Raw genomic sequence first — 16,208 nt, 5'->3', positions numbered from 1 at the left:
CTTAATACAGGGCGTAGTTACTGCTGAAGGCGATAATTCCGTGGCGTTTAAGCAAGGGACGCAGATCGTGAAAAGGCGCGCCCATCTTCACCCAAGCTTTGGCCTCGGCGGAACGCGCAATCACACAACCGTCGTTATTGCTCAGCACCACAATCGGTGTGCGGGATAAGTCGGGGCGAAATACTCGCTCGCAACTGGCGTAAAAGCTGTTGCAGTCGATCAGCGCGAAAACAGGCTCAGGCATGTTGGCGATGATTGCGTAGGCTGTTGGTGACCACACCCCAGATCAGCAGCTCATCGCCTTCAAGGATGTAACGCGGGGCAAAGCGCGGGTTTTCTGAGCGCAGTAGCCACTGGCCTTGCTCGCTGCACAGGCGTTTTACAAACACCTCACCGTTCACGCAGGCAACCACAATGTCACCGGGCTTAGCGGTTAAGCCACGGCTGACAATCAGGTAATCGCCATCGAAAATCCCCACGCCGGTCATGCTGTCCCCGGCGACACGCACCACGTAGATATGCGGGGCGTGCAGATCGAGCAGTTCATCGAGCGACAGTTTGTGCTCCATGTGATCCAGTGCGGGGCTAGGGAAGCCAGCGGGTACTAGGGCGGTGAAGTAGGGGAGTAACGCGCCGGAGGGTTCCAGGCTGCGTACAAGAGTGATGTTGCTCATAAGCGGCTCAAGTAAAAAAAACTGTATATATAAACAGTATTTGAGGGGCACCATTTAGGCAAGGTGATTTCGTCGGTAAGTGGTGTAGATAAATCTTCGTTTACCGGGCTGGAGTTGGCTGAAGAGCGCAACGCATGTCTGTTCTACGGATGCCTTAATCAGTATGTGCCAAAAAGTCGTCGTGCCATCATTGACGTACTGCTGACGGTTTGTTTTCATTCGCAAAACTTCTAGAAGGCTTGATTTAGAGCCTCGCCGATTAGGGATCATGTTTTCATGGATGAAGCAGTGGACGGTGTACGTCCTGAAGAAAGTACGCGTGACGCCGTCGACTCCGGCTTGACCTGCTTGGTCATGTTGGCCCGTTTTCATAACGTGGCCGCTTCCCCGGAACAGCTAGTTCATGAGTTCGCTGAAGACGGTCGGCCGTTCTCTAAGGTTGAGTTGCTGCTGGCTGCGAAAAAGCTTGGCCTCAAGGCTAAGGCCAGCCGGTCTAAGTTCTCCCGCCTTGCGCATACCCCTTTGCCTGCTATTGCTGCCGATAATGACGGCGGCTTCTTCATCATCGCCCGTATGGATGGCGATAACGCCCTGATTCACTGCCCAGAACAGCAGCGCCCGGTGGTTTTGAGCCAAGAGGCCTTGGCGGCACGTTGGAGTGGGGAGTTGATTCTGTTGCGCTCCGAGGCGTCGATGGCCGGGGAGTTGGCCAAGTTCGACTTCACCTGGTTTATTCCTGCGGTGGTCAAATACCGCAAGCTGCTTGGCGAAGTACTGGTGGCATCGTTTGTGTTGCAGATCTTCGCCTTGCTGACACCGCTGTTCTTTCAGGTGGTGATGGACAAGGTGTTGGTGCATCGTGGCTTGTCCACCTTGGATGTGATCGCCATCGGCCTGCTGGGTATCATGGTGTTCGAAACACTGCTCTCGGGGTTGCGCAGTTATGTGTTTGCCCACACCGCCAGCCGTATCGATGTTGAGTTGGGCTCGCGCCTGTTTCGGCACTTAATCACCTTACCGCTGGCGTACTTTCAGGCGCGCCGGGTGGGCGATTCGGTGGCGCGGGTGCGTGAGCTGGAAAACATCCGCAGTTTTCTTACCGGCAACGCCATTACCTTAGTGTTGGATGTGCTGTTCTCCGTGGTGTTTATCGCGGTGATGTTCTTTTACAGCGGTTGGTTAACACTGGTCGTGCTGCTGTCATTGCCGGTCTATTTCGTCATCTCGTTGCTGATAACGCCGCTATTGCGCGCCCGCTTGAACGAGAGCTTTAACCGTGGTGCGGAGAATCAGGCCTTTCTGGTCGAGACCGTCAACGGTATCGATACGCTCAAATCGATGGCAGTCGAGCCGCAGGTTAACCGCAAGTGGGACAACCAGCTGGCCGGTTATGTCGCCGCCAGTTTTAAAACCCAAACCCTGTCCACCGTGGCGCATGAAAGCGTTGGTCTGGTCGGTAAATTGGTGACGGTCGCCACGCTCTGGTTGGGCGCCCGCTTGGTGATCGACGGCGATTTAACCGTCGGGCAGCTGATTGCCTTCAATATGCTCGCCGGGCGTGTCTCGCAGCCGATCATGCGTTTAGCGCAGCTGTGGACCAACTTCCAACAGACAGGCGTTTCGGTTCAGCGCTTGGGCGACATTCTTAATGCGCGCACCGAACTCAACCAAGCCACGCGCTCGGCCTTGCCGCCGCTGCGCGGTGAGGTTGAGTTCGATCAGGTGCACTTTCGCTACCGGCCGGATGGTTCAGAAGTGCTGCGGGGCATTTCATTGCACATCAAACCGGGGGAAGTGATCGGCGTAGTGGGGCGTTCCGGCTCTGGCAAAAGCACCCTCACGCGGTTGCTGCAACGCCTGTATACCCCTGAGCGTGGTCGGGTCATGGTAGATGGCATGGACCTCGCCTTGGCCGATGTGGCGTCTCTGCGGCGGCAGATTGGCGTCGTGCTGCAAGACAACATGCTGTTTAACCGCAGTATTCGCGAGAACATCGCGCTGACCGACCCCGGCGCACCGTTGGAGCAGGTCATGCAGGTGGCCAAGCTGGCGGGCGCCCATGACTTTATCGTCGAACTGCCGGAAGGTTACGACACGGTTGTGGGCGAGCACGGCGCGTCGTTGTCCGGTGGGCAGCGGCAGCGTATCGCCATTGCTCGAGCGTTGATGGGTAACCCGCGCATCCTGATTTTTGATGAGGCCACCAGTGCGCTCGATTACGAGTCCGAGCGCATCATCCAGCAGAACATGCAGGCCATCTGCCGGGGTCGCACCGTGATCATCATTGCCCACCGCCTCTCGGCCGTGCGCGACGCGAATCGCATTCTGGTTATGGACCGTGGGCAAATCGTTGAACAAGGCAATCACGCTGAACTGCTGAACCATCAGGCCGGCCACTACTCACGGCTGCACCGCTTGCAGCAAGGCGGTGCCGCATGAGTGCCAAGCGCGACTTGCTCAAGCGTTATCGGCAAGCCTGGCAGATGGCTTGGCAGCAGCGAGACAGCATGCAGCCACCCAAGCGAGCGCAGGACGAAGTGGCTTTCTTGCCCGCAGCGCTAGCCCTGCAAGAAAAACCTGTACACCCGGCACCTCGCATCATCCAATGGGTAATCATGGCCTTTGCCGTTTTGGCGTTGCTGTGGGCCTGTATTGGCGAAGTGGATGTGGTAGCCACCGCCAGCGGCAAAATCGTCCCCAGCGGTAAGAGCAAAGTCATTCAGCCCAGTGAAGTGGCGGTGATCAGTGCCATTCACGTACAAGACGGCCAAGACGTGCAGGCCGGCGACCTCTTGGTCGAGCTGGATGCCAGCCAGACCAGTGCTGATGTACAACGCTTAAGCAGTGACTTGCTAGCCGCGCACATCGACCGTGCGCGGGCCGGCGCGTTGCTGGAAGCCATACAGCACAACCGCCCTCCCGCGTCCTTGAGCGAGCGCTTGCCAGAGGCCAGCGCAGCCCAGCAACAGGCCGCCGAGCGCTGGCTGCAGGGGCAATACCTGGAGCTCACCAGTCAGCTGGATGAAGTGGATGCCGATATCGAACAGCGCGTTGCCGAGATTCGCGCCGCGCAAACCAACGTCGCCTCACTGCAAGAAACCTTACCGATTGCCCGCCAGTTAGCGGCGGACTACCAGCGATTGCTGGACAAAAAATACATCGCCAAACACGCCTATCTAGAGAAAGAGCAGCAGCGCCTTACTCAGGAGCGTGAACTGGCTATTCAGCGGGTGCGCGTGCAAGAGCTCAGCGCCGCCCGCAAAGCCGCCGAGCGCCGCCGCGCCGGTGTGCTGGCGCAAACTCGCCGCGCCATGCTCGACCTGCAACAAGATGCCGAGCAGCGCATCAGCGCCTACCAACAAGAACTCAACAAAGCCAAACGGCGTAACAGCCTTACCCGCCTGACCGCCCCAGTGGCCGGCACCGTGCAGCAATTGGCTATTCATACCCCCGGCGGGGTCGTTACCGAGGCCCAACCGCTGATGGTGATTGTGCCCAGCGAAGAGCCAGTAGAAGTAGAAGCCATGCTGGAAAACAAAGACATCGGCTTTGTTCGCCCTGGGCAAGAAGTGGAGATTAAAGTCGAAACCTTCACTTTCACCAAATACGGCGTTGTGCACGGCACTGTGCAAAGCATCTCCAACGATGCCATCGACGATGAACGTTTGGGCTTGGTGTACAGCACACGCATACAACTCAAAGAAAAAAGCCTACGCGTGGGTAGTCAAGATATCGCCCTGTCGCCGGGTATGGCCGTGCGGGCAGAAGTGAAAACCGATAAACGCAAAGTGATCGATTACTTCTTGAGCCCGCTTCAGGAGTACACCGATGAAAGTTTGGGTGAGCGATAAGCCACATCAGGGAGGGGCGGTTGCACATGAAGGTGCTATTCATACACCAGAATTTTCCGGGGCAGTTTCGTCATATCGCTGCGCATTTGGCCGCACACCCGGAGTACAACGTGCTCGCCATTGGCCGAGATACTTCGCCGGGCCTGCCTGGTGTTGAGCTGCTGCGCTATAAACCGCATCGTAGTGTTAGTGCAAAAACGCACCCGTATGTACGCAGCTTTGAAGATGCCGTATTGCATGGTCAGCAAGTGCTACGACTGTTGCTGGACCTTAAAGCCAAGGGCTACCAGCCGGATGTCATCGTCGCACATCCCGGCTGGGGCGAAACGCTCTACGCCAAAGACGCCTTCCCCAACACCCGGCTGATTCACTTCTGCGAGTATTACTATCACGCCAACGGGGCCGACCTAGGCTTTGACCCTGAGTTTCCGCCGACGATAGATGATTACGCACGCATTAGAAGTGCGAACGCACTGCATCTTCTGAACCTTGAGAACTGCGATGTAGGGATTACCCCTACACATTGGCAACACAGCCTGCACCCAGCGGCCTATCGCGACAAAATCCAAATTATTCATGAAGGCATCGATACTGACCGTCTCGGCCCCGATCCGCAGGCCACGCTGACACTCCCTAACGGACGAGTGCTCAAGGCTGGCGAACCGATCATTACCTACGTGGCGCGCAATCTAGAGCCCTATCGGGGTTTCCACACTTTCATGCGAGCACTACCGCAGGTGCTTAAAGAACACCCAACCTGCCAGGTGGTGATCGTTGGAGGTGACGGTGTGAGTTATGGCAGTAAACCTAAGGATGCGCCTAACTGGCGGGTCAAGTTGCTGCGTGAGAACCCCGTCGATCTTGAGCGAGTGCATTTTCTTGGCAAAGTGCCCTACGACACCTATCGCAAAGTGCTGCAGGTGTCGGCGGTACATGTATATCTGACTTATCCGTTTGTATTGTCGTGGTCGCTATTGGAGGCGATGGCGAGCGGGTGCTTGATTGTTGGTTCGGATACTGCGCCGGTCAGAGAAGTGATTAAAGATGGGAGCAATGGCTTTTTGGTGGGCTTTTTTCAGCCGCAGCAGATTGTCGAGCTTGCGGTGAAGGCTGTTAATTCATCGCAGCGCTTTAGTGCATTTCGCCAGCCGTCCCGCAGTGAAATAAAGCGGTACGCGTTTCCTATGGGTAATGCGCTTTACATGAAATGCCTTGGGTTTACTGAGGTTATAACTAAGTCAAGCATGTTATGAATAACATGCTTGGGCTGGGGCAGGCTTGGAGTGAACTTGGTATTTAGTGCCTAATTCAGTTTTGCTATCTGTGTAATGAACAAATGGAGAACTATTATTGCATTTCAATAAAATCAATTTGCCCCTTTTTCTTTGATTTATTTATGGCCCTTGCTCCTACTCGTAAAGGTGCCGGATGAGTACCTGCCCCCATGGTTTATTAAGGAACAGTATCTATGCGTCAATCCAGCAAGTCGGGACGCTTTTGCCTATTTACCCTGATCGGTGCCCTAGCCGTAATCCCAGCACTAGCGGCATTCGCGTATGTGGCTTACCGCATCACTCAGAACGACTCGAGGCTTTGCATCGCCGAGAACCGTGTTCTGAGCCCAGAGGAACATCGACAGGCGTTCTTGCGCAACATGATCGCCCTCAGTGCTGCGAGCAGCCAACGCCATGACGATGTGTTCCGTACACAGGAGCGCCGGGTCGGGATCATCCACAACCCGCCCATGCTTGATTTCAATGTCCTGATGGGGGAGATGCTGGGCAACAGGAAGACTTTCGAAGAGAACTTCGACATCGAAGTCGTGGCCCCTAGGCGACCCAATTTCGATACGAGGCGTGTGCGGGAGCCCTTCGTGCTGGTGAATTACCGTGCCGCCGTCGATGGTACCGCCACCTTCACCGATAGTCGGCACATCGTGCCTAGAGAGAAGGTAGATGTGGTGCGGGAGTTCGGCCAGCCGAGCCTCTACGAGCGTTTCTTTGGATTTGGCAACACCTACTACCGCGTTACCTACAGCTTCGTCGACATCGCCTGTTGCGACAGCACGCCTTATGGGCGCACGCGCGAGCAAGTACTGGCCGGCAATCGGGCGGCCTATTTGGAGACGCTGACGACCATGGCCAAAGGAATTGCGACGCATACCCGTACGGCCACGGTATCCAACTGCGGGGAAATACTGACGCAGGACAGTGAAAACGGACTTGGAACACAAACCATCAAGTGGACTGGACTTTAAGGAAATAGACCATGACTTTACCCACGATAGAACAGATCGTTTCACGCTATCTCTTCGATACGGATGTTCCCCCTTCTAATTTGAAGGACGCTGCCCTAATTCGTCCAGCGGGAGTGGCTGGGACTGCCATCCAGGTGGACATGAACGAGTTCATGACCGCAGGAGCCGGACGTTTCGTCGGCGTTGAGCGCTTCAGATATGTACGGAACTTCTTGGGGGGACACGACGATGCCTACCTGGGAGCTGGCCAGAAGCTTGCCGCTGGTGTCTACACCCGAGACCAGTTACTCAAGGCTTATGGCAAGAGCCCGGATGATGGCGTGCTTGCGGTGAGCGGGTACTACCAGGGCGTTCTTGATAGCGACTATGCCGAACGGGCCTACATATTTGGTTCTGGCGAGTACCAGATCAACAATGACGCGCTGTTCTACGTCAACGAAGACGGCTCCCGGGAAATCGTGGACATCTGTGTCGAGCCGAAAAATGACAACTTCGACTATGAAGGTGGCGGGTTTCTCGCGAAGTTCACCAACTACCTCACCAAGGACCAGATTGATCCTTCTGGCATCGGTAGGCAGGTTCCAATCGTATTTACCGGCGCGGTTTCACAGAAGCTGGCGCTTGTGGGCGAGGACTGGTACGAACTGGATGTGAAGAGTAGCTTGGCCGATGCGGCGGAGCTTGCCAATAAGGCCACCCTGACTACAAGTCTGCCCTACTTTACCGGGTTGTTTGCCGGGGTCATCGGGCGTCTGGTGGCTAATGACATCATTACCTACGAGGACCCCGAAGGGCGCTACGTCATCTACGACGGTCGCGACGTGAATAACAATGGGGTTATCGACCCCACGGCGATGTTGAATTTCACCGAAATCGATCCCTACAAAGGCGCAGCGGTCATCGCTGGCAAAGGGAACGACACGCTTTACGGTACGAGTTATTCGAACGACGAACTCTTCGGTGGCGATGGAAACGACCAGTTGGATGGGCGTAGTGGGGCCGACCTTATGGAGGGGGGGGCGGGTGACGATATCTACATTGTAGACGACGAAGACGACACCGTTGTCGAGGGGGCCAATGGAGGCACCGATCTGGTCAAGTCGAGCGTCACTCACACGCTTGCAGACAACGTCGAAAACCTCGAGCTCACTGGCAGTGACGACATCAATGGTACTGGAAATAGACTTGACAACGAGATGCATGGCAATGCCGGCAACAATCTTCTGCGAGGCGAGGGGGGCAGCGACCTAATTTACGGCAACGTCGGCGACGATACGATCTATGGCGGCGATGGCGATGACAACATCTTTGCTAGGGAAGGAAACGATACCATTTGGGGGGATGGGGGCCTCGACTACATCGATGGTGGAGCCGGAAACGACCTGATCACTGGTGGCGTTGGCAACGACATTCTCGTCGGGGGAGACGGCAGGGACATGATGCGCGGTGGCATGGACTTTGACACCTACTTCGCCGACAAGCATGACGTGATCGAGGATGACAATGCTGGCAGAGGGCAGGTTTTTCTTGGAAACCAGGTCTTGACCGGCGGCAAACGCAAGGAATCCGACCCGGAAAACGAATACAAAGGCGGCGGCAATCTTTACGTGCTGAACGGCACGACCCTGGTCGTCAATGGTGGCTTGAGTATCAATCAGTTTACAAATGGTGACCTCGGGATTCATCTAGAAACAGAGCCTGATGATGAGGAGAAAGATGAATCCCCAGAAACTGGAGATGCCGAAAGTCGCACTTCCCCCATCGTTCTGGATCTCGATGGTGATGGGGTGGAGACCATGGAGTTAGGCTCCAGTTATTTCGATCTTGATGGTGATGGGTTGAGTGAGCGTTCTGGCTGGGTCAGTCCGGATGATGGTTTGCTGGTGCATGACCTTAATAATGATGGTTTGGTTAGTAGTGGTGGTGAGCTGTTCGGTAACCACACGTTGCTAAAGAGTGGTCAAAAAGCCGCCAATGGCTTTCAGGCGCTGGCCGAGTATGACGACAATGGCGATGGCAAGATCGATGCTCAGGATGCCTCGTATGCTGCGCTGCAAGTGTGGCGCGACCTAAATGGTAATGGCGTTAGTGATGCTGGCGAATTACAGAGTCTTGCCAATGCCGGAGTGGTGTCGATCAATACCGATTACGACAACTCGACGCATGTTGATACCCACGGTCATCAACATCGCCAGGTTGCTTCGATCATGCTTAGCAATGGGAATGCCTCCACTGCGGCGGATGTGTGGTTTAAGGTCGATGGTGCCCGCCGGGTGAACAGTGGTGCAATTGAGCTGACACCAGATGTCGTTGTTATGGCTAACGCAAAGGGTTTCGGTAAGGTACACGATCTACACCAAGCAATGGTGCTGGACGCTGGGCTAAAAGATCTATTGAACCAGTTTGTTGCCGCCGATAGTGCCGCCGCACGCGATGCTCTGCTCGATAATTTGATTTATCGCTGGGCTGGTGCAGCTGATGTTGATCCGTACAGTCGTGATCCTAAGAAGGTTTATGGCCATGTGATGGATGCACGTCAACTGGTAACTTTGGAGAATCTAGTTGGCCGGCCTTATATGGGTACTTGGTGCTGGGGGGAGCGTGACCCTAACCCGCATGGTCAGGCTGCACCAATCCTTATTGCAGAGTATCTAGAGTTTAAACGCTTCACCGCCGCGCAAATTTTGGCTCAGACTGAATACGCCAGCGAGTTAGATATCATTCGCTCGCACTTCGGCTCGGATGCCCAGCGCATTGTGGTGAACTGGGATGCGTTGGAAGGCAAGCTTGACGCGCTTTTTGAGGCTGGTCAGGCAGAGCGAATTGCTGAAGTGGTCAAGGTGTTATACGACCTGGGCACGTACTCCCCCCGTTATCGAGCGGAGCGAGATGCAGCGTTCCAGGCGATTGCCGCTTCCGATGTCAATTTGGCACCCTTCTTCGATTATTCAACCAAGCTCGGTACGGTTCACAGCGACACGCTAAATGGCATTAATGCGGGCACTATTTTTTATGGGCTGGAAGGTAATGATCGGCTGTATGGTCAGGTCGGCGGCGACAGTTATCATTTCGCTAGAGGGCATGGTGATGACAGCATTCTTGATCAAGGTGGTTTTGATCAGATTGTATTTGGCCACGGCATTTCACAAGCTGATCTAGAATTTACACGCAATGTGACTACTGTTTGGATTGCGGTAAAAAATATAGACGGCAGTGATGCGGGCTCACTTCGCATTGATAATTTCTTCGATTTCGATGGTTCAGTTACATATGGGGCTATCGAGAAAATTCGCTTTGCTGATGGTAGTAGTCTTGATCAGCAACAAATATTGAATATTTTAACAGCCTCGTCAATTACGAGTGGTGATGACTTGGTTTTTGGTACGTCACAAGGGGACTCTATTGAGGCACTGGCGGGTAATGATAGCGTTCATGGCCTCGGCGGGAATGACTTCTTGTCGGGTGGTGAAGGCAATGATGTACTGATTGGTGATGACGGTAACGATACTCTTGTGGGCGGCGGCGGTGATGATCGCCTCATTGGTGGTCGTGGCAGTGATACCTACCAGATTAACGCCGGTCATGGTCACGATGTCATTGATAACGCTGCTGAATCGGGCAATAAAGTTGATCGTATAGTGTTTGGTCAGGATATTGACCGCAGTCAGGTCACTGTATCCCGAGTTAATGATGACTTGCTGGTTAAAACCTCAGCAACCAGTAGTCTAAAGCTAACGAATTACTTCCAAGGTGATGCTGCAAGTGGTACGGCAGTTGATCAGATGGAGTTTGAGGATGGCACCATTTGGACGATTGCTGATATCAAGCCGATGGTGATTAAGGCTAGTGAGGGTAACGACACCATTAAGGGCTATGCTTCTAATGATACGTTGTCTGGCCTGGGGGGTAATGATGTCATTCTCGGTAATGGAGGGAACGATGTCATCTTAGGCGGCGAGGGTAACGACACGTTAGATGGTGGTGTAGGGGACGATCAGCTATTTGGTGATGCCGGCAATGATGTGTTGCTCGGTGGTGATGGCAACGATGCTCTGAGCGGTGGTGCAGGGGATGACCGGTTGGAAGCAGGAGGTGGTGACGACACCCTGATTGGCGGTACCGGCAATGACTATATAGATGCCGGTGCAGGTCGAGATGTGCTGCAGGGTGGAGATGGGGATGACATCCTCATTGGCGGTGCAGGTGATGACTCTATCGCTGGCGGTAAGGGTAATGACGTTCTGGATGGTGGCAATGGGAAAAATAGTTACTTTTTCGCTAAAGGTGATGGTCAGGATGTTATTAGCGATGCTTACGAAAGTGATGAAATAACTATTTATGTGTCTGATCTTTCCCTCGATACCCTCGTGTTTCGCCGTGCAGGAAGAAATCTTCAGATTTCTTTTTTGGATAGCTTGAGTGATCAGCTCACCCTGAAGAACTTCTTCAATAGTGAGCTGCCTTATAGTGGCATTCGCTTGGATTCTGGAATTGGCGCGTATGTGCTCAATCCTGCGCAATTGAAGTTGTTAACTCTGGAAGGCTCCGTATTGAATGATTTGATCTGGGGTTTCTCAGGTGATGATGTCATTCGTACCTTAGACGGCGACGACACTATTTATGGGGGGGCTGGCAGTGATTTGATTGAGGGTGGTTCCGGTAATGATCGTCTCTACGGCGACTCAGGGAATGATGTCGTAGACAAGATTGTAGGTGCAGGTGACGACATCATTGATGGTGGCAGCGGTAACGATCAGCTATTTGGTGGTTGGGGTAACGACACCTATTGGCTTTCGCCTGGCTGGGGCGCTGATCAAATCGCTGATGGCGTTGGTCATGACACCGTTCGATTTAGTGGCGTACAGCCTGAGGAGTTACTGTTACGTCGCGACGGAGATGATCTAGTTGTTCTGCGAGCAGGTAGCGCTGATACGTTGCGGGTTATTAATCAGTTTAAAGATGTAGCAGGTAGTCTCGGAGAGTTGCATGTTGACCGGTTTGAGTTCGACGGTGGTGTTATCTGGGATTTTGAAGCCATTAAGAACATGGCCCTTGCAGGAACTGACGTTGCAGACACGATCTTTGGCTTTTTTGACGACGACACCATTGATGCCGGCTCAGGAAATGACACAGTAAAAAGCGGCGCTGGCAACGATAATCTGACTGGCGGTAAAGGTGACGATCAGTTAGAGGGGGGCGAAGGCGACGATACTTATTGGTTCGCCCGTGGGGATGACGTTGATCGTGTCTCCGACAGTGCTGGCACGGACACGTTACGTTTCAGCGATAGCCTGCCCTCTGACCTCGTGTTACGTCGCGATGGGTTGGATTTGCTTGTTCGTCGTGCTGAAAGCGGTGATGAGGTACGTGTTACCGGGCAGTTCTCCAACTTGGCGGGTACTCAAGGGGTAACGCCTATCGAATTTATCCAATTTGCTGATGGTACACGCTGGAATTATGAGCAAATCAAGCAGATGGCATTGGCTGGCACCTCAGTGGCCGATGAGATCTTTGGATATGCCGATAGCGATGTAATTCACGCCGGTGAGGGCGATGACGTTGTGCATGGCTTTGATGGCGACGATGAGGTGCATGGCCAAGCTGGCAACGACACCCTGAATGGCGGTGATGGTAACGACACGCTGTTTGGCGAGAGCGGCGATGATGTTCTCAATGGCGATTGGGGCGATGACACCCTCCACGGTGGTGAGGGCAATGACGTGCTCAACGGCGGTGGGGGCGATGATCAGCTCTTTGGCGATGATGGCGCTGACCACCTTGTAGGCATGGGGCTGCTTGATGGTGGTAGCGGTAATGACTTGCTGGAGGGTAGCGGTCAACTGCTGGGTGGGGATGGTAACGACACGCTTAAAGGTGAAGGCTTCGATACCTTACGCGGCGGTGCCGGTGATGACCTGATTGAGGCTTATAGCAACGCTTGGGATCAAGGCAGCAATACCATCGAGGGTGGTGCTGGTAACGACACTCTCTACGGCTCGTTCGGTGAAGATACCTATCTCTTCAATTTGGGTGATGGCCATGACCTGTTGATTGAGCGGCGTGCCGATCAGGCTTACAGCAATATTGAACCGACGGCTGATACTTTGAACTTCGGTGCAGGCATTGCTGCCAGCGATCTGAGTTTCTATCGTCGTGGCTTGGACATGCACATCGAGCACGCCAACGGCACTGATTCCATTACAGTGCAGAACTGGTTTAAAGAGCCCTCGGATCACTTCAAGCTTGAGCAGTTTGTTTTTGCTGATGGCAGCCAGCTGACCCAAGCCGAGGTCGAGTCTCGTGTGGTGCGGCAGGGCACAGAGGGTGTCGATAGTTTCATCGGCTATCGCGAACTTAACGACACCATGCGCTTAGGGGCTGGTGACGATAAAGCTTGGGGCCGGGCCGGCGCGGATGTGCTCTATGGTGAGGTGGGCAACGACTACTTGGACGGTGAAGCCGGTAACGACACCCTTTATGGGGGCGACGGCAATGACCAGCTGATGGGCGGTGTCGGTGACGACTTGTTGTTCGGTGGCAGTGGCGATGACAAGTATGTGTACGCCTTAGGCGGTGGCACCGATGTTATCGATAACACCGGTGGTGGGTATGACGGTGTGTTCTTCAGCACCGGCATCACTGAGGATCGTTTGTCTTTTAGTCGCGATGGTAATGACTTACTGATCAGTGTTGATGACGATCCAGCCCAGTCCGTTCGCATCAAGGCACATTTTGCCGGCGGTGATAAGGCGATTAGCTATGTGCAACCTGATGGCAGCTTCATGATCAATGCTGCGCGTATCGCGCAAATTATTGCAGCAGGCTCAGTGCCGGGTGGGTTTGATACCTTGGTTGAAGGCACTACCGCAGGCGAACAATTAGCTGGCGGGCAAGGGCGTGACATGGTGCGCGGCCTAGCCGGTAATGACACGCTGTTTGGCATGTCAGGCGATGACCAGCTTGAGGGCGGTGACGGTAATGATTACCTGTCCGGTGGTAATGGTGGGCAGTCTGGCTCCGGTAATGACACGCTGCTGGGTGGCGCTGGAAATGACGTGCTCGATGGCGAGGATGGCAACGACATGCTCACCGGGGAGGCGGGGGATGATAAGTATTATTACCGCGCCAACGGTGGTCTCGATGTCATCGATAACACTGGTGGTGGCTTCGATGGGGCATTTTTCATCGGCATTGCACGTTCGCGACTGAGCTTCCATCGTGATGGTGATGATTTGATCATTCTGGTCGATGGTGACTTAGACCAGCAGGTTAAGGTGTTGAAGCATTTCCAGGGCGGCGATTTTGCGCTGGACTATGTGCAACCTGATGGCGGCAGTTACCTGACCACTAGCCAGATCGCAGGGCTGTTGACTGCGCTGCCCTCTACCGATGGTGGACAAACCGGCGGTGGTTCGTCAGGTGGCGATAATGGCGGTAACACTGGCGGTAACTCAGGTGGATCCACTGGTGGTGAGCAGCCGCCAACGGCTGGATTGGGCGGGGCCGATAACCTCGTAGGTACAGCTGGTAATGATGTGTTACTCGGTGGTGCGGGCAATGACACGCTCGCAGGTGCTGCCGGCAATGATGTGTTGCTTGGTGGTGTAGGTGACGACACCTATGTCTACACAGGCGGCCAGGATGTGATTCAAGAGACAGGCGGGGCCGCAGATACGCTTCGTTTCGCCGCAGGTATCACGTTTAACCAAGTCGGTTCCGGTCTCTCAAAATCAGGCAATGATCTGATTTTGAAGGTAAACGGCAGCACGGCAAACCAAGTCACCCTGAAAGACTTTTTCTTAGGCGGTGACAATCTGGTTGAAACCTTTACGTTTGAGACAGGCGGCCAATTAACGGCTGCGCAAATCTTCAGCGCCTTTGGGTTAAGCGTGCCCGCGCCGGTGGCGGCTTTTGACAGCACTGTGCAGGGCGGCGCCGGCAATGATGCAGCGCTTAATGGCACCGCTCAGCGTGACTTGCTGCAGGGCTTTAATGGCAACGATGTGCTCGACGGCCAGCAAGGTAATGACCGCCTTGAAGGGGGTAATGGTAACGATACCCTCATAGGTGGCTTGGGTAATGACACCTTGTTGGGTGGCCGCGGTGACGACACTTATGTGTTCAGCGCGGGAAGCGGACAAGATGTTATCGACAACACGGGAGGTGGCTTCGACACCTTACGTTTTGACGGCATCAGTTTTAATCAGGTCGGCAGCGGCTTGATGAAAAGTGGTAACGATCTGGTCCTGAATGTTAGTGGTGGCACAGACAAAGTCACCCTTAAGAATTGGTTCTTAGGGGGCGATCATGTGGTTGACGTCATCAGCTTCAGTACAGGTGGGCAGCTGTCAGCCGCGCAAATTTTTGCCGCCTTCGGGCTGACTAACCCCGACAGCGTAGGTTCGCCCAACTATCAAAATCTGCCTGATGAGCGGAGCTTTGGTACCTCGTTGGCGGGGCTGGCAGGCAACCAGAACATCCTCGGCTCATCGGATGCCGATTGGCTTGATGGTGGGGCGGGTGATGACACGCTGCGCGGTAATCAAGGCAACGACTACCTGCTGGGTGGCGATGGTAATGACACCTACCGCTTTGCTGCTGGAGACGGCCAAGACACGATCAATAATCTGTCTAACCGAGCGGCTGATAATGATGTCTTGAGTTTCGAAGGCATCGCCCGAGAGAGCTTATGGTTCTCGCGACAAGGAGACAGCCTGGTTATTGATGTGCTTGGCGCCGCTGATAGCGTGACGGTACAGGATTGGTACGCCAACAGCGGCCAACAACTGGACGCCATCACTACAGCAAGCTCTTCGCTAGTAGCCAATAAGGTTGATGCACTGGTCAATGCTATGGCCGCTTTCGGGGCCCCGGCGGCGGGTGAGGTGACTCTCTCGCAGACACAGCGTGATCAAATCAATGCGGTGATTGCGGCCAACTGGCAGGCATAAGCTGGGAAATGAAGCCTCCTAGCTGCATGGCTAGGAGGCTTTTTATTGCCAGAGACTGTTGTGGTCAACAAAAAATGGACACTGGTTTAGTGTCTTATCCATACAGTGATACTGCCGACATTGGCGCTCGGTACCCGTTGTAACTGTGTGGTCGTTGGTGGCTGAATTGCTTGTTAGATGGCGCAGCACATGGGCTTCAGCCTGCTCCTTACTGGCGTAGCCGCGCTCATTATCCACTCTGTTTTTAGACTTCTAAAAAATAGCCCCGTGGGCGCGTTTTCTCCGCAGTTGCCGCGTCGGCTCACGCATTTTTTGTTCCGGTATCGCCACAGAATTTGCCGGAACTAGGTGCTGGTGAATGGCTGCCTTGGTCGGAGTGAAACATCGGCTGCGATTGGCAGCAGCGCACCACATAGATATACGGGGCTTGTAGATCGAGCAGCTCATCGAGCGACAGTTTGTGTTTCATGTGGTC

Annotated in this window: 6 protein-coding genes and 2 pseudogenes; 5 read left to right on the top strand and 3 right to left on the bottom strand. The window is 54.3% G+C overall.

Features of this window, described 5'->3' with window-relative positions; translation table 11 throughout:
• Positions 1–4 precede the first annotated feature (4 nt).
• Both MKI83_RS15965 and MKI83_RS15960 read right to left on the bottom strand, forming a co-directional pair.
• Positions 5–244, bottom strand: a pseudogene (locus MKI83_RS15965) (Y-family DNA polymerase); the annotation flags it as partial.
• Positions 237–674, bottom strand: coding sequence for a LexA family protein (locus MKI83_RS15960; protein ID WP_241588270.1), 438 nt, complete (start codon positions 672–674; stop codon positions 237–239). The pseudogene MKI83_RS15965 and the gene MKI83_RS15960, both read right to left, overlap by 8 nt.
• Before the next feature lie 276 nt (positions 675–950).
• Here MKI83_RS15960 and MKI83_RS15955 point away from each other — a divergent pair, with 276 nt between their 5' ends.
• The 5 genes from MKI83_RS15955 (at position 951) to MKI83_RS15935 (ending at position 15,733) form a co-directional block, all read left to right on the top strand.
• Positions 951–3,113 (top strand): type I secretion system permease/ATPase, encoded by a 2,163-nt coding sequence (locus tag MKI83_RS15955; RefSeq protein WP_272493078.1) that lies wholly within the window; start codon positions 951–953, stop codon positions 3,111–3,113.
• Complete coding sequence (locus tag MKI83_RS15950) at positions 3,110–4,525, top strand: HlyD family type I secretion periplasmic adaptor subunit (protein ID WP_241588269.1); 1,416 nt, start codon at positions 3,110–3,112, stop codon at positions 4,523–4,525. Before MKI83_RS15955 ends, MKI83_RS15950 begins: the two co-directional genes overlap by 4 nt.
• 26 nt (positions 4,526–4,551) lie before the next feature.
• Complete coding sequence (locus MKI83_RS15945) at positions 4,552–5,778, top strand: glycosyltransferase family 4 protein (protein WP_241588268.1); 1,227 nt, start codon at positions 4,552–4,554, stop codon at positions 5,776–5,778.
• A 215-nt stretch (positions 5,779–5,993) separates the two neighbouring features.
• On the top strand, positions 5,994–6,782 hold the full coding sequence (locus MKI83_RS15940) for a hypothetical protein (protein WP_241588267.1): 789 nt from the start codon (positions 5,994–5,996) through the stop codon (positions 6,780–6,782).
• Between the two features lie 11 nt (positions 6,783–6,793).
• Positions 6,794–15,733, top strand: coding sequence for a calcium-binding protein (locus tag MKI83_RS15935; RefSeq protein WP_272493077.1), 8,940 nt, complete (start codon positions 6,794–6,796; stop codon positions 15,731–15,733).
• A gap of 230 nt (positions 15,734–15,963) precedes the next feature.
• Here the strand turns inward: MKI83_RS15935 and MKI83_RS17005 are convergent.
• Positions 15,964–16,118 (bottom strand): annotated as a pseudogene (locus tag MKI83_RS17005) (IS3 family transposase); the annotation flags it as partial.
• Positions 16,119–16,208 lie beyond the last annotated feature (90 nt).

The organism is Atopomonas sediminilitoris (assembly GCF_022601735.1).
In the GTDB taxonomy this organism is placed as follows: Bacteria; Pseudomonadota; Gammaproteobacteria; order Pseudomonadales; family Pseudomonadaceae; genus Atopomonas; species Atopomonas sediminilitoris.
The sequence above is the reverse complement of the archived record's forward strand: the minus strand, read 5'-3'. Positions and strand labels throughout refer to the sequence as shown.